General features: G+C 68.1%; 15 protein-coding genes and 1 tRNA gene. 6 read left to right on the top strand and 10 right to left on the bottom strand.

Annotated elements, in window-relative coordinates:
- Positions 1–101 precede the first annotated feature (101 nt).
- Both METRZ18153_RS0108155 and METRZ18153_RS0108150 read left to right on the top strand, forming a co-directional pair.
- Positions 102–1,337, top strand: coding sequence for an EAL and HDOD domain-containing protein (locus METRZ18153_RS0108155; protein WP_020164265.1), 1,236 nt, complete (start codon positions 102–104; stop codon positions 1,335–1,337).
- A 19-nt stretch (positions 1,338–1,356) separates the two neighbouring features.
- Positions 1,357–2,196 (top strand): HDOD domain-containing protein, encoded by an 840-nt coding sequence (locus METRZ18153_RS0108150; RefSeq protein ID WP_020164264.1) that lies wholly within the window; start codon positions 1,357–1,359, stop codon positions 2,194–2,196.
- Between the two features lie 62 nt (positions 2,197–2,258).
- On the opposite strand, the gene METRZ18153_RS0108145 is transcribed toward METRZ18153_RS0108150, so the two are convergent.
- The 3 genes from METRZ18153_RS0108145 to METRZ18153_RS0108135 form a co-directional block, all read right to left on the bottom strand.
- Complete coding sequence (locus tag METRZ18153_RS0108145) at positions 2,259–2,552, bottom strand: hypothetical protein (RefSeq protein ID WP_020164263.1); 294 nt, start codon at positions 2,550–2,552, stop codon at positions 2,259–2,261.
- Positions 2,549–5,167 carry an alanine--tRNA ligase gene (alaS, locus tag METRZ18153_RS0108140; protein WP_020164262.1) on the bottom strand — a complete coding sequence of 873 codons (2,619 nt, stop codon included), beginning with the start codon at positions 5,165–5,167 and terminating at the stop codon, positions 2,549–2,551. Before alaS ends, METRZ18153_RS0108145 begins: the two co-directional genes overlap by 4 nt.
- A gap of 90 nt (positions 5,168–5,257) precedes the next feature.
- On the bottom strand, positions 5,258–6,280 hold the full coding sequence (locus METRZ18153_RS0108135) for an LLM class flavin-dependent oxidoreductase (protein ID WP_020164261.1): 1,023 nt from the start codon (positions 6,278–6,280) through the stop codon (positions 5,258–5,260).
- 202 nt (positions 6,281–6,482) lie between these two features.
- Between METRZ18153_RS0108135 and glpK the strand changes: the two genes are divergently transcribed.
- Positions 6,483–7,991, top strand: coding sequence for a glycerol kinase GlpK (glpK, locus tag METRZ18153_RS0108130; RefSeq protein WP_020164260.1), 1,509 nt, complete (start codon positions 6,483–6,485; stop codon positions 7,989–7,991).
- Positions 7,992–7,998: 7 nt separating this feature from the next.
- Here the strand turns inward: glpK and METRZ18153_RS0108125 are convergent, their stop codons facing one another.
- Positions 7,999–8,649, bottom strand: coding sequence for a response regulator (locus METRZ18153_RS0108125; protein WP_020164259.1), 651 nt, complete (start codon positions 8,647–8,649; stop codon positions 7,999–8,001).
- Positions 8,646–10,028 carry a HAMP domain-containing sensor histidine kinase gene (locus METRZ18153_RS20050; protein WP_020164258.1) on the bottom strand — a complete coding sequence of 461 codons (1,383 nt, stop codon included), beginning with the start codon at positions 10,026–10,028 and terminating at the stop codon, positions 8,646–8,648. The genes METRZ18153_RS0108125 and METRZ18153_RS20050 overlap by 4 nt, the downstream gene beginning before the upstream one ends.
- A 187-nt stretch (positions 10,029–10,215) precedes the next feature.
- Between METRZ18153_RS20050 and METRZ18153_RS0108115 the strand changes: the two genes are divergently transcribed.
- Positions 10,216–11,049 (top strand): substrate-binding periplasmic protein, encoded by an 834-nt coding sequence (locus METRZ18153_RS0108115; RefSeq protein WP_020164257.1) that lies wholly within the window; start codon positions 10,216–10,218, stop codon positions 11,047–11,049.
- A 3-nt stretch (positions 11,050–11,052) separates the two neighbouring features.
- On the opposite strand, the gene ugpQ is transcribed toward METRZ18153_RS0108115, so the two are convergent.
- The 4 genes from ugpQ to METRZ18153_RS0108095 are packed head-to-tail and all read right to left on the bottom strand — an operon-like array spanning position 11,053 to position 14,454.
- Complete coding sequence (ugpQ, locus tag METRZ18153_RS0108110; RefSeq protein WP_020164256.1) at positions 11,053–11,781, bottom strand: glycerophosphodiester phosphodiesterase; 729 nt, start codon at positions 11,779–11,781, stop codon at positions 11,053–11,055.
- Entirely contained in the window at positions 11,778–12,014 is a 237-nt protein-coding gene (locus METRZ18153_RS0108105) for a hypothetical protein (protein WP_020164255.1), read from the bottom strand. Before METRZ18153_RS0108105 ends, ugpQ begins: the two co-directional genes overlap by 4 nt.
- Complete coding sequence (locus METRZ18153_RS0108100) at positions 11,984–13,357, bottom strand: extracellular solute-binding protein (protein WP_020164254.1); 1,374 nt, start codon at positions 13,355–13,357, stop codon at positions 11,984–11,986. Before METRZ18153_RS0108100 ends, METRZ18153_RS0108105 begins: the two co-directional genes overlap by 31 nt.
- Before the next feature lie 47 nt (positions 13,358–13,404).
- The gene (locus tag METRZ18153_RS0108095; protein WP_020164253.1) at positions 13,405–14,454 is read right to left on the bottom strand and encodes an aldo/keto reductase; all 1,050 of its coding nucleotides are present in this window, start codon (positions 14,452–14,454) and stop codon (positions 13,405–13,407) included.
- Positions 14,455–14,552: 98 nt separating this feature from the next.
- Between METRZ18153_RS0108095 and rlmM the strand changes: the two genes are divergently transcribed.
- Both rlmM and METRZ18153_RS0108085 read left to right on the top strand, forming a co-directional pair.
- Positions 14,553–15,653, top strand: a complete 1,101-nt coding sequence (gene rlmM, locus METRZ18153_RS0108090; protein ID WP_020164252.1) for a 23S rRNA (cytidine(2498)-2'-O)-methyltransferase RlmM — start codon at positions 14,553–14,555, stop codon at positions 15,651–15,653.
- A 339-nt stretch (positions 15,654–15,992) separates the two neighbouring features.
- Entirely contained in the window at positions 15,993–17,432 is a 1,440-nt protein-coding gene (locus METRZ18153_RS0108085; protein ID WP_020164251.1) for a DEAD/DEAH box helicase, read from the top strand.
- 48 nt (positions 17,433–17,480) lie between these two features.
- Here the strand turns inward: METRZ18153_RS0108085 and METRZ18153_RS0108080 are convergent.
- Positions 17,481–17,570: transfer RNA gene (locus METRZ18153_RS0108080), tRNA-Ser, on the bottom strand.
- Between the last annotated feature and the right edge of the window lie 113 nt (positions 17,571–17,683).

The following is a 17,683-nucleotide window of genomic DNA, read 5'->3' as shown; positions in this document are numbered from 1 at the left end:
TTCGGGCGCCGGTTTCGGGCGCACGGGCGACGCCGTCATCGGCGTGAAATAAACCCCACCCGCACCCTAAATGTGGCGGCCGGCATGCCGACAACAGAAGCATGCTCACTGCCGCTACAAACAACATCTACGTAGGCCGCCAGCCCATACTGGACCGGAGCCAGGCGCTGTACGCCTACGAGTTGCTGTTCCGCTCAGGAAACGTCGAACAGGCCGAATTTCACTGCGACGTCAGCGCCACTGCGCGGGTGATCACGTCGGTGTTCAACGAACTCGGTCTCGAACAGGCGCTGGGCGACGCCTTCGGTTTCATCAACGTCAGCGAAGACATGCTGATGTCCGAGGCGCTCGAACTGCTGCCGGCGGACAAGATCGTCATCGAACTGCTCGAAACCGTTCCGCCCAAGCCTGCAGTCATCGCGCGGGCGCGCGAGCTGGTGCGCAAAGGCTTCCGGCTGGCGCTCGACGATGTGCTCGATCTGGAAGAGGACTACAAGCCGCTGATCGAGATCGCGTCCTTCATCAAGATCGACCTGCTGGGCATCGCCCCCGCCGCGCTGCCCGATCTGGTCGAACGCTTCCGGCCCTACCCGGCCAAGCTGCTGGCCGAGAAGGTTGACACCGCCGAACAGGCCCGGCGCTGCCACGAACTCGGCTTCGCCTATTTCCAGGGCTATTTCTTCGCCCGCCCGAGCGTGCTGAGCACGCGTACGCTGAGCGCAGGCGAAACGACCCTGCTGCGCCTGCTCGGCATGGTGATCGGCGACGCCGACACGTCGGCGATGGAACCGCTGATCAAGCAGGAACCGGCGCTGCTGGTGAACCTGATGCGCATCACCAATTCGATCGGCAGCGGCAGCAAGCGCCAGATATCGACCGCGCGCGAGGCGATCACGCTGCTCGGCCGCCGTCAGCTGCAGCGCTGGCTGCAACTGCTGCTGTTCTGTACGCACGGCAGCGGCAAGGCGCACACGCCGCTGCTGAACATGGTGGCCACCCGCGCGCGCACGATGGAACTGCTCGCCGAGCGCTGCGACATGCGCGACGGCGACCCCGACAGTGCTTTCCTGACCGGCATTCTGTCGCTGCTGCCCGCGCTGCTCGGCGTGTCGATGGACGAAGTGCTGAAGACACTGGCTGTCGATCGCAGCATCCACAGCGCGTTGACCGACGGCTCCGGCACGCTGGGCACACTGCTCCGGCTGCTGCGCTGCTGGGAGGAAGACGCCATGACCGACTTCGCCGCCACGCTGGCCGCTCTGCCGCCGCTGAGTGGCGAAGATTTCACCGTTGCCGTGTCCGAAGCCATGGGCTGGGCCGCCGGCCTCGGACAATGACTGCCGGAAAGACGCAGCAATGATTTCCCGAACACATGCCATCGAACGCCTGTTCGCCGCCGCCGGCCAGTTGCCGAGCATTCCGCGCGTCGTGCAGAAGATGATAGAGACACTGCGCGACGAAGACGCCGATCTGCTGCCGCTGATCGGCGAAATCCGCACCGACCCGACCATTTCCGCGCGCGTGCTGAAACTTGCGAACTCGGGCTACTACGGCAGCCGCCGCGCGGTGGGATCGATCGACGAGGCGGTGTCGCTGATCGGCACCCGCGCGATGCGCACGCTGGTGATCTCGGCCGGCGTCAGCAGCAGTTTCCCCAAAGTGCCGGGCGTCGACCTGCAGTCGTTCTGGCGCCACGCGCTGCTGACCGCATCGATCGCATCGCAGCTGGCGCGACGCGCCGGCGAGAATGGCGAACGCGCCTACAGTGCCGGCCTGATGCTGCGCGTCGGCCAGCTGATGATCCACATCGCCTTTCCGCGCGTCGCCGACGAAATCATGAGCGAATGCCAGGGGCTGGGCATGAGCGAGCGTGCAACGGTGGAACAGCACAAGCTGAACACCCATCACTGCGAAGTCGGTGCCGAACTGGCGATGCGCTGGAACTTCCCGGACGATATTTCCACCGCGCTCGAGTACTACTGCCAGCCGCGCAATCCGGACGCCAGCCTGCTGGCCCGTCTGGCCCACGTGGCCGCGCAGTGTGCGTTCGAACTCGAACAACAGACCGCACCCGAGGACATCGTGCAACGGCTCGACAATACGGTGACCGATATGTGCGGGCTCGACGCCGCCGGCATCCTGCAGGACATTCGCAGCTGCGCCGAGCGCGCAGACGGTGACGAACAGGCGGACTGAGGACGCCCCGCCTGCCGCGCAATGAAAAATGCCGCCCGAGGGCGGCATTTTCGTTACGGCGTTCAGCGCATCTTCGGGTTCAGCGTGCCGCGGTTGTAGTCCTTGTCGCCAGGCAGGATGGTGCGCGTGCCGAACCAGCCGCCCTGCGCACCTTCCGGCCGCAGGTGATTCTGCGGGTAGGTATCGGCCACCTTCTTCGCCTCGGCCTGCTTCGCCTGATCGACGAAACGCCAGCGGCCGTCCGGCATCAGTTCGACCTTGTCGCCACTGGCCGTGGTCGCCTCGATCACCGCGCCCTCGCCGGCCAGCGCGCCGGCCGAAGCCAGCACCATCAGCAACACTGCAGCGATTCTCATCCGAGCTTTCCTTCCACCCATTTGCCGACGCCGGCCAGCGCTGCCGGCAGGTTTTCCGGCTGGGTGCCGCCGGCCTGCGCCATGTCCGGCTTGCCGCCACCCTTGCCGCCGACCTGGGCCGCGACGAAATTGACCAGCTCGCCGGCCTTCACCTTCGCCGTCAGATCCGGCGTGACGCCAGCGATCAGGCTCACCTTGCCGTCGTTCACGGCGGCCAGCACGATGGCGGCCGAGCCGAGCTTGTCGCGCAGCTTGTCCAGCGTTTCGCGCAGCGCCGGCACGTCGGCACCTTCCATCACCGCGGCCAGCACCTTCGCGCCGCCGATCGCCACCGCCTGCGCGGCCAGTTCGTCGCCCTGGCTGGCGGCGAGCTTGCTCTTCAGGCGGGCGATCTCCTTTTCCAGCGCGCGCACGTTGTCGATCACCTGGGCGATCTTGGCCGGCAGTTCGTTGGCCGGCGCCTTGAACGCGGCGGCCGCTTCCGACACCAGCCTGTCCTGACGCTGCACGAAAGCCACCGCGTTCTCGCCGGTGATCGCCTCGACGCGGCGGACGCCGGCGGCCACACCGGCTTCGACCGTGATCTTGAACAGGCCGATGTCGCCGGTGCGCGCGACGTGGGTGCCGCCGCACAGTTCGCGCGACGAACCGATGTCGAGCACACGCACCTCGTCGCCGTACTTCTCGCCGAACAGCATCATGGCGCCCGACTTCTGCGCGTCCTCGATGCCCATCACGCGCGCCTGGGTGGCCGCGTTGGCGAGGATTTCGGCATTGACGATGCGTTCGACGCGGCTGATCTCGTCGTCGCTCATCGGCGCGTTATGCACGAAGTCGAAGCGGGTCTTGTCGGCATCGACCAGCGAGCCCTTCTGCTGCACGTGATCGCCGAGCACCTCGCGCAGCGCCTTGTGCATCAGGTGGGTGACCGAGTGATTGCGTGCGGTCGCTGCGCGGGCGCGCACATCGACGCGCGCGCTGACGCTGTCGCCGACCGCGATGCGGCCGGTGCCCACCACGCCGTGGTGGCCGAACACCGCCGCCTGTATCTTCAGCGTGTCCTCGACCTTGAAGATGCCCTGTGCCGCGCGCAGTTCGCCGCGGTCGCCGACCTGACCGCCGGATTCGGCGTAGAACGGCGTTTCGTCGAGCACTACAACGCCCAGTTCGCCTTCGTGCAGCTCATTCACCGGCGCGCCGTCGCGGTACAGCGCGACCACCTTGCCCGCCGCTTCCAGCGTGTCGTAGCCACGGAAGGTGGTCTGAACGCCGTCGTACTCCAGCGCGGTCGCCATCTTGAACTTGCCGGCGGCGCGCGCCTGTTCCCTCTGCCGCGCCATCGCGGCGTCGAAGCCTTCGGTATCCACCGTCACGCCGCGCTCGCGGCAGATGTCGGCGGTCAGGTCGAGCGGGAAGCCGTAGGTGTCATGCAGCTTGAACGCGGTTTCGCCATCCAGCGCGGCGCCCTGCGCCAGCGCGGCCAGCGCCGATTCGAGGATGTCCATGCCGTTGGCGATGGTGGCGAAGAAGCGCTCCTCCTCCTGCCGCAGCACGTCCATCACCTTCTGCTGCGCCGCCGCCAGATCCGGGTAGGCGGCACCCATCTGCGCCACCAGGTCCGGCACCATGCGGTGGAAGAAGGCGGCGCGCGCGCCCAGCTTGTAACCGTGGCGGATGGCGCGGCGGATGATGCGGCGGAGCACGTAGCCGCGGCCTTCGTTGCCCGGAATGACGCCGTCGGCGATCAGGAAGGAACAGGCGCGGATGTGGTCGGCCAGCACCTTCAGCGACGGCGTGTCGAGGTCGGTGGTGTTCGTTTCACGCGCGGCCGCCGCGATCAGTGCGACGAACAGGTCGATCTCGTAATTGCTGTGCACGCCCTGCAGCACGGCGGCGATGCGCTCCAGACCCATGCCGGTGTCCACGCTGGGCTTGGGCAGCGGATGCAGCACGCCCGCTTCGTCGCGGTTGTACTGCATGAACACGTTGTTCCAGATCTCGATGAAACGGTCGCCATCCTCGTCAGGCGAACCCGGCGGGCCGCCCGGAATGTCGGCGCCGTGATCGTAGAAGATTTCGGTACACGGGCCGCAGGGACCGGTGTCGCCCATCATCCAGAAGTTGTCGGAAGCGTAGCGCGCGCCCTTGTTGTCGCCGATGCGGATGACGCGCTCGGCCGGCACGCCGATGTCCTTCGTCCAGATGTCGAAGGCTTCGTCGTCCTCGGCATAGACGGTGATCGTGAGCTTGTCTTTCGGCAGCTTGAACACTTCGGTCAGCAGTTCCCACGCAAACGCGATGGCGTCGCGCTTGAAGTAGTCGCCGAAGCTGAAGTTGCCCAGCATTTCGAAGAAGGTGTGGTGGCGCGCGGTGTAGCCGACGTTTTCCAGGTCGTTGTGCTTGCCGCCGGCACGCACGCATTTCTGCGAGGTGGTGGCGCGGTTGTAGCTGCGCTTGTCGAAGCCGAGGAACACGTCCTTGAACTGGTTCATGCCGGCATTGGTGAACAGCAGCGTCGGGTCCTCGTGCGGCACCAGCGAGCTGGAAGCCACGATCTGGTGGCCCTTGGAAGCGAAGAAATTCAGGAAGGCGGAGCGGATATCGGCGCTGTTCATGGTCGGCAATCAGGATTTCAGGGCGCGCGCTGCGGCGCGAAAACAGTCGCGGATTCTAGCATTCACGCTGCCGCCGGCCCGCCGCAGCGTTCATGCGACAGCGGGCTCAGCGCTCACGCCGGCCACCTCGGCGACGATGCGGCAGGAACGCAGGCGCAGCGAGAAATCGTGGATGTCGGTGACCACCATCAGCTCGTCCGCCCCGGTGCGCTCGACCAGCGATGCGAGCCCCCGGCGTACGGTGTCCGGACCGCCGACCACCGCTTCGGCGAGGAAAGCATCGACCGACGCCTTCTCGTGCCCGGCCCACAGCGGCGTCATGTCGGCCACCGGCGGCCGCAGTCGCAGCGACTCGCCACGCAGCAGCGCCAGCACGCGCTGCTGCGTCGAGGTGGCAAGCCAGCGCGCCTCGTCGTCGCTGTCGGCAGCCACCACCGGCACGCCCAGCATCAGATGCGGGCGGTCGAGCACGGCCGACGGTTGGAACAGTCCGCGGTACAGGCGGGCAGCCTCCAGCATCATGCGCGGCGCGAAATGGGCGGCGAAGGCATAGGGCAGGCCCAGCTGGGCCGCCAGCTGGGCACTGAACAGGCTGGACCCGAGCAGCCACACCGGCACTTCGGTGCCTTCGCCCGGCATCGCGCGCACCGCCTGACCGGGCTGCGCCGGTGCCAGCAGGGCCCGCAGTTCCGCCACCTGTTCCGGGAAATCGTCGCCGTTGCCCGACAGATCGCGGCGCAGTGCGCGCATGGTCGCGCGGTCGGCACCCGGTGCACGGCCGAGCCCCAGGTCGATGCGCCCCGGGTACAGCGTCGCCAGCGTGCCGAAGTTTTCCGCCACCACCAGCGGCGCGTGGTTGGGCAGCATGACGCCGCCCGAGCCGACACGGATGCGCGAGGTCTGGCCCGCGACATGACCGATCAGCACCGCGGTCGCTGCGCTGGCGATGCCGTCCATATTGTGGTGCTCGGCCAGCCAGTATCGCCGGAAGCCGAGTTGCTCGACGTGGCGCGCCAGTGCGACGGATTCCTGCAGCGCATCGGCCACGCTGCCGCCGTGGCGGACCGGCACCAGGTCGAGCATGGACAGCGGAATGTTGAACGGTTCGGACATCGGAACTCCAGCTTGAATATGGTGCGACGAGAATGGGAATGGCGCGCGGCGACCTGCCGGGGCGGCATGACGGCATGACACTGCATATCGGGGCGACGCGGACGTTTGCAAGCGCGGGCCGGGCCGGTATCGTCGGAGGCTGTCGTCAGCACGCACACCGCCGCCCCCCGTCACATCCCCCCACGGATGGAGGATTTCTGCCGTGACCGCCTCGCCGGACATTGTCACTGAACCGCGCTTCATCCTTGCGCTCGACCAGGGTACGACCAGTTCGCGCGCCCTGGTGTTCGACGCCGCCGGCCGCGTGGTCGCGATGGCGCAGCGCGAACTGCCGCAGAGCTATCCGCAGCCGGGCTGGGTCGAGCACGACGCGCTGCGCATCTGGACCGACACGCTGGCCTGCGCGCACGAAGCCCTGCTGCGCGCGGCGGTGAAGGCCGACGGAATCGCCGCCATCGGCATCACCAACCAGCGCGAAACCGTGCTGCTGTGGGAGCGCGCGACCGGCACCCCGCTGGCGCCGGCCATCGTCTGGCAGGACCGCCGCACCGCTGATATCTGTGACCGCCTGCGCGCCGACGGCCACGAGGACTTCGTGCGCTATCGGACCGGTCTGGTGCTCGACCCCTATTTCTCGGCCAGCAAGATCGCCTGGCTGCTCGACCACGTACCGGGCGCGCGCGAACGGGCGGAACGCGGCGAACTGGCCTGCGGCACGATGGACAGCTGGCTGGCGTGGCAGCTCACCGCCGGCCGCCGTCATCTGACCGACCTCACCAACGCCAGCCGCACACAGTTGCTGGACATCCGCAGCGGCCGCTGGGACGACGACCTGCTGACGCTGTTCCGCGTGCCGCGCGCACTGCTGCCGGAGATCGTGCCGTCCAGCGGCATGCTGGCCGAAACCGAGCCCACGCTGTTCGGCCGCGCGCTGCCGGTGAGCGGCATCGCCGGCGACCAGCAGGCGGCGCTGTACGGCCAGGGCTGCAGCACGCCCGGCCTCGCCAAGAACACCTACGGCACCGGCTGTTTCATGCTGATGCATACGGGCCGCCACGCCATCGTGTCGCGGCACGGCCTGCTGACCACCTGCGCCGCGCAGACCGCCGACGGCATCGAGTACGCGCTCGAAGGCAGCGTGTTCGTGACCGGCGCGCTGGTGCAGTGGCTGCGTGACGGGCTCGGCCTGATTGCGCGCTCGTGCGACGTCGAGGCGCTGGCGGCCAGCGTTCCGGACAGCGGTGGCGTCACCGTGGTGCCGGCCTTCACCGGGCTGGGCGCACCGCACTGGTCGGCCGCTGCGCGCGGCACGATGTTCGGCCTCAGCCGCGGCACGACGCGGGGGCACATCGCGCGCGCCGCGCTCGAATCGATCGCGCTGCAGACGCTGGACGTGATGCGGGCGATGGAAGCCGACGCCGGCGCAGCGCTGCGCGAACTGCGGGTCGATGGCGGCGGCACCGCCAACGCATTGCTGATGCAGATGCAGGCCGACCTGCTCGGCTGCACGGTGCGCGTGGCACCGACCCAGGAAACGACGGCGCTCGGCGCCGCGCTGCTGGCGGCGCGCGGTTGCGGTGTCGACATGTCGTTACCAGAGGGCGACGGCCGCGCCTTCGACGCGCAACAGCATGATCTTCACGCCCGCCTGGCGCCGCGCTGGCAGGCCGCGATCGCCGCCACGCTCAGCTACGCGCACGCCACCGCCTGACCCGCACTTACGCGTCGGTCTGCCCTTCGTTCGCGACCAGGCCCCACTTCATCGCCAGCCGCACTAGGTCGATGTCGGTGCGGGTGCCGAGCTTGGCCTTGATCTGGTAGTGCGTGTTCTGCGCGGTTTTCGGGCTGATGTGCAGTGCCTGGCCGATCTCGTCGGCCGAACGCCCGTCGAGCAGCATGCGCAGCACCTCGAATTCGCGCGGCGACAGCGCGTCGAGCGGATTGTCGGCATCGTTCAGCAATGCCAGCGCCAGTTCCGGCGCGATGTCCGGGCTGAGCACACGGCGGCGCGCCGCGACCTGATAGACAGCATCGATCAGCACGTCGGGCGCGCAGCTCTTGGTAACGTAGCCGAGTGCACCGGCGCGCAGCGCCTGCGAGGCGAACAGTGGATCGCGGTGCATGCTGAACACCAGGATGCGCGCACGCGCGTCGCGCTGCACGAGCCGGCGCACCAGTTCGACGCCGCCCATGTCGGGCAGGCCCAGATCGAGAACGACGACATCGGGCTGCACCGCGCGGAAGGCGGTCAGCGCCTCGTTCGCGCTGGCCGCCTCGGCCTCGATGCGCAGGTCGGCCCGACGTTCGAGCAGGCGCCGGTAACCCTCGCGCACCACGGCGTGGTCATCGACCAGCAACAGACGGATCATGCGTGCATCTCCTGTACGTTCGCGGCCGGACTCGGCCGCCCGGCATCGGCCGGCACCACGACTTCGACGCGCAGCCCGCCCTCGTCGCGCAGCGTCAGCGTCAGCCGTCCGCCCAGCGCCTGCACGCGCTCGCGCATGCCGAGTACGCCGAGCCCGCCATCGAAGGTCGAACCGGGTTCAGAGCGGCCGTCGTCGTCGACATACAGCCGCAGTTCGTTGCCGTCGCAGCGCAGCGTCACCGCGATGTGGCGCGCGTCGGCGTGCTTCTGCGCGTTGGTCAGGCTTTCCTGGACGATGCGGTAGAGGCTCACGTTCAGATTGTCGGCCAGACCGCCGACGTCGCCGTCGATTTTCAGCGTGTGCAGGCAGCGGCCGTGGCTGCTGCGGTTGCGGCTGTCGACCAGCTGTTCCAGGCTGGCCGCCAGGCCGAAGGCCTCCAGCCCGACCGGCCGCAGTTCGCGCAGGATGAGCTGCAGCACCTCCATCATGTGCGCGGTGATGCGCGAGATGGCCTCGGCGCTGGGCGTCAGCGCCGGAAGCTGGTCGTGCGCCAGTTCGCGCGCATAGGCGGCTTCGGCCTGTATCGAGGTGAGGCACTGCCCCAGCTCGTCGTGCAGTTCGCGCGCCAGCCGGCGCCGCTCCTCCTCGCGCACTTCGAGCAGCCGGCGCGCCAGTTCGCGCTGTTCGCCCATCGTGTTCTCCAGCCGCTCGGCGAGGTGGTTGAACACATCGCTGATGCGCTGCAGTTCGATCAGCTCGAAGGACGGCAACCGCACCGACAGGTCGCCCGCCTCCATCCGCCCGAGTCCGCGCAGGATGTCGTCGGTCGGCCGCAGCACGCGACGCACCGGCAGATAGACCAGCACGTTGAGCAGCAGCACACCGGCGGTGATGATCAGCAGGTTGCGGATGTCCGACCACACGGACTGGGCGACGCTGGCGAAATTCGGCGTCACCGTCAGCTCACCCACCTTGATGCCCGGATACTTGCCGACCGGGCCGATATAGCGCGCCTCCTCGCCGACCACGCTGCGCATCAGCGAGGCCGGCAGCCAGCGCGGCGCCTCGGCGTCGCCAAAGCAGCGCTGCACCACCGGCCGGCTGTAGATATCGGTCACCGCAGCACAGAAGTGCACGAGCCGGCCTATGCCTTCCAGCCCTGTCAGTTCGATGCCGTGCAGATCGCGCACGAAGGGCGGCGTCGCGCGCGCGATCTCGGTTTCGATCAGCTGCTTCATCGTGCCGCCGGTACGCGGGATATCCGCATGCAGGCGATCTCGGGTCTGTTTCAGCGTGACCGCGATGGCGCAGAACAGCAGCACGAGCGCGAACAGCGTGATGCGCATCAGCAGGATGCGCTTGAGGTCGACGCGTTTCATCGGCAGGGACAATCGAGAGGGTGACCGGGGCACGCTGTCGGCGCACAGGGCGGCAGCGACGGCAATGATAGGCCGGACGCTCCGAACGCACTGCGGGCAAATTGACTGGCTGGCGCACTGCAGAACGCCGGTGCCGGCGGGCGGGCGGGCCCATAAGCTCGCGCTACCTCACCACTGGAGTCTGCCGATGTCTGCCCTGCCCCTCGCCACCGCCCTGATCGTCGCCGCCTGCGCCTTCACCAGCGCTAGCGCCGAGGCGCGCGACCTCGCTGAAGTCCGCTCAAGCGGCACATTGCGCATCGGCGTCTACAAGGATTTCTCGCCCTACGCCGACGCCGGCCGCGGCATCGACGTCGACCTCGGCCGCGCATTGGCCGAGCGGCTGGGCGTGAAGCCTGACGTGCGCAGCTACGACGCTGACGAGAACATGAACGACGACCTGCGCAACATCGTCTGGAAAGGCACCGTCCTCGGTCCTGGCGTGTCCGACGTGATGATGCACGTGCCGGTCGATGCAACGATGAGTGCACGCAATCCGCAGGTGAAGATCTTCGGCGCCTATCACCGCGAAACCCTGGCGGCCATCCGCTCGACAGAGCTGCTGCCCAAGCTCGACAAGGTGGCCGACATCGACGGACAGGCACTGGGGGCCGAGAGCGAATCCATCATGTCGATGGCGCTGCTGTCGTCGGATGGCGGGCGGCTGCGCAGTCAGGTGCAGCATTTCCACTCGATGGACGACGCGCGCCGTGCGCTGGAAGAAGGGCGCATCGCCGGCTTTCTCGGCATGCGCAGCCAGATCGAGCCGATGATGGCTGCGACCGGCAAGCGCTTCACGATGAGCATGCCGCCGGCGCTGCCCGGCCTGCCGCAGGCCGGATGGGCGCTCGGGCTGGCGGTCGGCGCCAGTGACGAGGCGCTCGCGCAGGCGCTGCAGTCGGCGCTCGCGGACATGGAGCGCGACGGCACGCTGGACCGCATCTTCAAGCAGCACGCTGTCACGCGCATGCCGCCGCTGTAAGCGTCAGGTCAGCAGATCGAGGCGGTCGGTAAACAGCCCGCTGACGCCGGCCGCAACCAGCGCCGCCGCACGTGCGGCGTCATTGACGGTGTAGCAGAGCAAGGGCACACCGGCCGACACGATGTCGCGCATGCGCTCTGGGCTCAGCCGGCTGTGGTCGCAGTGCAGCGACACCGCCTCGTGCGCCTGCATCGGCGCACGCCAGTCCGCGGGCACTTCCTCGAACAGCAGGCCGCGCGGCAACTGCGGTGCGACGCGACGGGCGGCGTCGAGCGCCGGAAAGTCGAAGGAGGACAGCAGGGGTGGACGGCGGTCTGCGGGCCAGCGCGCTGCGATCAGTCGCGCTGCCGTTTCGCCGGTCGCCTGCTCGAAACCACGGGCAGGCTTGATTTCGATATTGGCGTCCAGATCCAGCGCCAGCAACAGGTCGAGTGCCTGTTCGAGTGCGGGCAGGCGTTCGCCGGCGAAGGCGGGACCATGCCAGCGGCCCGCATCGAGTCGCTGCAGCGCTGCAAAATCGTGCTCGCACACCAGACCGTGGCCATCGGTCGTCCGCTCAAGCGTCTCGTCGTGGATCAGCAGCGGCACGCCGTCGCGGCTGAGCATCACGTCGAACTCGACCATGCGGAAGCCCGCCGCCGCGCCGGCGCGGATGGCGGCCAGCGTATTCTCGGGTGCGGCGGCCCCGCCGCCGCGGTGGGCGATCCACAGCGGCCGGGGCCAGGCGCTCACGACTGCGCCAGTACGTCGCGCGCCTCGCGCGCCACGTCGTCGTCGGTCAGCCAGGCGATGGCCGACAGCAGTTCGATCGACTGCCCGGCGGCCACGCCCTCCTTCACCCACTTCTCGATCGCCCGCACGCGGGCGGCGTCATCCAGCGCGAGCAGCTTGAGCAGCGGCTCGCGCACCGACGCGTCCTCGCGCGCTGCGCGGATCAGCAGGACAAGCTGGTCGCTGCCGCACATGGGCCCACCCTCTGCACTGCGGTATCGAGAACGGCCTTGGCCGGCTTGCGGTCGGCCCACAGCTCTTCCAGTTCCTCGTCGAGCACGGCGCGCACCTTCGGGTTGTCGGCCACCGGACTCTGGTGCGACTCGGCGGTGCCCGGCTTGCTGGCGAGCTGGCGCAGTGCCACGCGCGCAACGCCGTCTATCGTCGGCGCGTCGACCGGGCTGATCGCCACCATGCCGGCACGGTTCAGCGGAATGAAGCCGGTGGCGCGCGCCCACTGGGCCTGACGGTCCGGGTCGAGCACGAAGGTGACGAAGCGCGCGATGGTCTGCGTCTCGCTGGCGCTGCGGCCGGCGCTCACCCACAGGCTGGCGCCGTCGGCCAGCGTGTGACGCGGCGCCTGACGGATGTCGTCGTGGTAGGGCAGCGCAGCGACACCGACCTCGAACTTGGCGTCGCGCTTGATCTGCGGCCAGGCCGACGAGCGCGCGGTGAGCACCTGGCACTGGCCGCCGGAGAACATCGGCACCGCCTCGTCGCCACGGCCAAAGATGTGCAGGTAGCGGCTCTTGTACCAGGACGACATCAGCGCCAGATGCTTCACCTGCACCAGGCCGTTGATCGCCAGCGCTTCGCCCTTCTTGCCGTTCTTGCGGGCAAAGGGCTCGTTGTGCCAGGCGCTGATGTTGTCGACGTGGATCTGCGTCGGCCGTGCGCTGGTGTAGGGGCAGGCGTAACCGCCATCGCGCAGCTGGCCGAGTGCGGCCTGCAGCGTGAACCAGTGGTCCGGCGGCGCGGCCGGGTCGAGGCCGACGCGGGCGAAGGCGTCCTTGTTGTAGAACATGACCGGCGTGGTGAGACCGATAGGCAGTGCATTCAGACGGCCCTTGGTGCCGGCGAGGTAAGGCGGCATCGGCGCCGGAATCGGCACGGCGGCGAACTTCTCCTTCGCCTTGGTCATCACCTCGTGCAGCGGCGTATAGCGCGGCTTGCCTTCGAGGAAGAGCTGGCGCGCCTCATCGTCGAGTACCTGCATCGCTGGCGGCTTCTCGCCGGTGCCGCCCAGCGGCGCCAGCACAATCTTCTGCTTGCCCTTGCCACTGGCGTTGAATTCATCGACCAGCGTCTGCAGCGCGGAGGCGCCGGCTTCGTCCAGTCCGTGCGCCAGTTCGATCTCGGCCGGTTCCTGCGGCGCTGCCGGCTTCGCGGCCGATTTTGCCGTCGACTTGGCGGCGGGCTTGGTCGCCGACTTGGTCGACTTGGCCGCCGGCTTCTTCACTTCGGTAGCTGCCGCGGCCGCCAGTGGCCACGACACGACGCTGGCCGCGAGCAGCGCGGCAAACGACTTCTTGAGCATCAGTTGTTCTCCTGTTCGCAGCCGTGCGACACGGCTGCTGGGCCCGGTCAGGGTGCCGGGTTGGTGTAGCGAAGATGAATGGCGTCGATGGCGGCGATGACGTCATCGGTCAGCGCCACTGTCCACGCACCTATATTTTCGCGCAACTGCGTCGCCGACGTCACGCCGATCAACGTGCAGGCGACGGTGCGCCGGCGGTAGCAGAAGGCCAGCGCGAGCTGCGCCGGTGTCAGACCGTGCGCGCGCGCCAGTTCGGCGTACGCACGTGAAGCCGGCGCAACATTCTCCTTGAAGTAGCGCTGACCGAACTGCGGAAAGGCGGTGATGCGCCCGGCGGCGTCGGCGTCATCGATGTACTTGCCGCTGAGATGACCGAAGCCGAGCGGCGAATAGGCCAGCAACGACACCTGTTCGCGCTCGCACACTTCGGACAGACCCATGTCGAAGGTGCGGTTCATCAGGTGGTAGGCGTTCTGGATGCTGACCACGCGTGGCAGGCCTTCGTCGGCCAGCCGCAGGCAGCTCATCAGGCCCCACGGGGTTTCGTTCGACACGCCGACGTGGCGCACCTTGCCTTCGTCGATCAGCGCAGCCAGCGCTTCCAGCTGGCTGCGCAGGGGCGACGCCTCGCGCTCGGCCGACGGGTCGTACTCGTACTGGCCGAACATCGGCACGTTGCGCGCCGGCCAGTGGATCTGATAGAGGTCGATGTAGTCGGTGCCCAGCCGGCGCAACGATCCTTCCACCGCCTCGCGGATGTTCGCCGCGTCCAGCGCCAGCGGACCGCCGCGTATCCACGGCATGCCGCGCGCAGGTCCGGCCACCTTGGTGGCGATGATCACCTTGTCACGCGGCTTCTTCGCCAGCCAGCTGCCGACGATGCGTTCGGTGGCGCCGGAGGTTTCGGCGCGCGCCGGGACCGGGTACATTTCGGCCGCGTCGAGCAGATCGATGCCCGCTTCGAAGGCTTCGTCCATCAGCGCGTGTGCGCTGCGTTCGTCGACCTGCTGGCCGAAGGTCATGGTGCCCAGGCCGACGGCCGGCACCCTGAGCGCGGAGCGCCCGAGCTGGCGTCGCGCGATATCCTTGCTATTCATTTCGTTGCGTGTCGTGAAACGCTGTGTCGTCCGGCGAAGGCCAGACATGTACCACAGACCACGGCCCGCGGCGTCGATTCCCGCTGATCGGAAATACCTTGAAAACTAATCTTCACGGCCTGCTGCTGTACTGCCGCCCCGGCTTCGAGCGCGAATGCGCACAGGAAATCGCCGACCGCTGCGGCGAGGCCGGCCATCTGGTCGAGGTGCAGGCAGAAGCCAACAGTGGCTGGGTCGAAGCGCGTGCCGAAGGCGGCGCGCTGTGGGCGCTGACCCGCGTGCTGCGCTGGCAGGATCTCTGTTTTGCCCGCCAGCTGCTGTGGTCCGGCCGCACGGTCGAGGGCATGAGCCCGGGCGACCGCGTGACGCCGGTCGTCGAGGCGGCGCGCGCGCTGTGCGACGGCTACAGCGACTTCCTGATCGAAACGCCGGACACCGACGGCGCGAAGTCGCTGTCGTCGATGACCAAGAAGCTGGAGCCGCACATGGGCGAGGCGCTGGAACAGGCGGGCGCCTTCACCGACGATCCGTCGGCGCCGCGCCTGCACGTGCTGTTCACCGCGGCCGACCGGGCCACCGTCGCGCTGAGCTGGCCGAATCGCCGCAGCGAATGGCTGAACGGCATCCCGCGCCTGCGCATGCCGCGCGAAGCGCCGTCGCGCTCGACGCTGAAGCTGGCCGAAGCCTTCCACACCCTGCTCAGCGAGGACGAACAGGAGCGCCTGCTCAAACCGGGCATGACCGCCGTCGACCTCGGTGCGGCCCCCGGCGGCTGGACCTGGCAGCTGGTGTCGCGCCACATCCACGTGACCGCTGTCGACAACGGCCGCATGAATCCGGAACTGCTGGAATCGGGCTTGGTGATCCACAAACGCGAAGACGGCTTCCGCTTCGTGCCGCGCAAGCCGGTCGACTGGCTGGTCTGCGACATGGTCGAACAGCCGCGCCGCGTCGCTGCGCTGGTGGCGCGCTGGATTGCCCAGGGCCTGTGCCAGCACGCCATTTTCAACCTCAAGCTGCCGATGAAGCGGCGCTATGACGAGTTGCAGCTCTGTACCGACCTGATCGGCGAAGCGCTGGCCTCGGTCGACAAGAAGCACGAACTGCGCTGCCGCCAGCTCTACCACGACCGCGAGGAAGTGACCTGCTACCTCGGCGTGCCGGGCAAGGCAGGCGGCGGCCGCAAGCGCAAGCGCTGAGCCGCTCTGCGGCCGGGCAGCCGCCCCGCCGCAAGATCAGCCACAAGCGCCCGCCCCGGCTGTGCGATAATGCGCGCGCAGTCGCCTCGCCGGTTATGGCGCGGCCCGGAGTTTCCGATCCGGCCATGAATCCACGGCCGATCCCCACTTCCCCCGCCCTGGCGCCTGCGCCCCCGGGCACGACATTCGCGCAGGCACCCTCGCCGCGCGCCTCGCGCCGGGTTTTCCGGAACCGATTTCCCCAGCCTGAACCGGCATGCCAGGCGGAAGTCCACAGAAGCAACACGTACCGCGGCAATGTGCCCGGCGCGCGCTTCTGCACAAGAGAGCTTCGCATCCATGTCGTTTGAAGAACTCGGGTTGATTCCCGAACTGCTGCGTGCCGTGGCCGATACCGGCTACACCACGCCCACCCCCATCCAGGCGCAGGCCATACCCATCGTGCTCGCCGGCCGTGACGTGATGGGCGGCGCCCAGACCGGTACCGGCAAGACCGCCAGCTTCACGCTGCCGCTGCTGCAGCGCCTCGCGCCGCACGCCAGCAGCTCGCCCTCGCCCGCCCGCCACCCGGTGCGCGCACTCATCGTTTGCCCGACGCGCGAACTGGCGATGCAGGTGCACGAGAGCGTCAAGACCTATTCGAAGCACCTGCCGCTGCGCTCGGTCTGCATCTACGGCGGCGTGGACATGAAGGCGCAAGTCGCCGAACTGCGCCAGGGCCGTGAGATCGTCGTCGCCACGCCGGGCCGCCTGCTCGACCACGTCGAAGGCAAGACCATCAGCCTGAGCCAGGTGCAGATGCTGGTGCTGGACGAAGCTGACCGCATGCTGGACATGGGCTTCATCCCGGACATCAAGCGCATCCTCGCGCTGCTGCCGGCGCAACGCCAGAGCCTGCTGTTCTCGGCCACCTTCTCGGAAGAGATCAAGAAACTCGCCCAGGCCATGCTGCGCGACCCGCAGCTGATCGAGGTCGCACGCCGCAACGCCACCGCGGAAACCATCACCCACCGCGTGCACGCCTGCGGCACCGACGACAAGCGCGCGCTGCTGACCCATCTGCTGACGCAGGACAGCTACGCTGACCGCCAGGCGCTGGTGTTCGTGAACACCAAGTTCGGCGCCAGCCGGCTCGCCCACCACCTGGTACGCCAGGGCGTGGCCGCCGACGCCATCCATGGCGACAAGAGCCAGCAGCAACGCACCGAAGCACTGGAAGCGTTCAAGAACGGCAGCGTGCGCGTGCTGGTGGCGACCGACGTCGCCGCCCGCGGTCTCGACATCGAAGACCTGCCCTTCGTGATCAACTTCGAACTGCCGCACAACGCCGAAGACTACGTGCACCGCATCGGCCGTACTGGCCGTGCCGGCCGCTCCGGTGAAGCCATCTCGCTGGCCGCTCCGGAAGAGAAAGGGCGCGTTGCAGACATCGAAAAGCTGATCCGCAAGCCGATCGAGATCGTCGTGCCCGAAGGTTTCGACCCGGCGCGTGCGCGAGCACGCGAAACGCGTTCAGAGCGTCCGGAGCGTGCAGCGCGCAGCGAACGCGGCGAACGCCGCAGCCGCCCGTCAGCCAGCGACGCGCCACGCACCCCGCGTGCGCCCCGCGCCAGTGCATCGACGGTCGCTGCCGACGGCTTCGACTTCAGCAAGCCCTACGAATCGTCGACGCCTGACGCCCCCGCTGACGGTGGCGACGGCACATCGGCACCGACGCCAGCCAAGCGCAGCGGCAAGCGTCAGGTCGCCGCACTGCTCGGCGGCAGCGGGAAACGCTGACGAGGAATGAAACAAAAACGGCGCCGATGGCGCCGTTTTCTATGGTGCTGGCGGAAGCGGTGAGATTCGAACTCACGAACGCCTTGCGACGTTGCCGGTTTTCAAGACCGGTGCATTCAACCACTCTGCCACGCTTCCTGGATGCCGCCTGTCATGCGCACAATGGCGCCAGACAAGGGTTACGGATGAGGCGCGCAGTCTAGCATGATGAGCGGCGTTGAAACTTCGCACCCTGTGCGATAGTCTTTAGA

The sequence above is a fragment of the Methyloversatilis discipulorum genome, assembly GCF_000385375.1.
GTDB classification, from domain to species: domain Bacteria; phylum Pseudomonadota; class Gammaproteobacteria; order Burkholderiales; family Rhodocyclaceae; genus Methyloversatilis; species Methyloversatilis discipulorum_A.
Note: the sequence above shows the minus strand (reverse complement) of the source record. Positions and strands in the feature narration are given on the sequence as shown.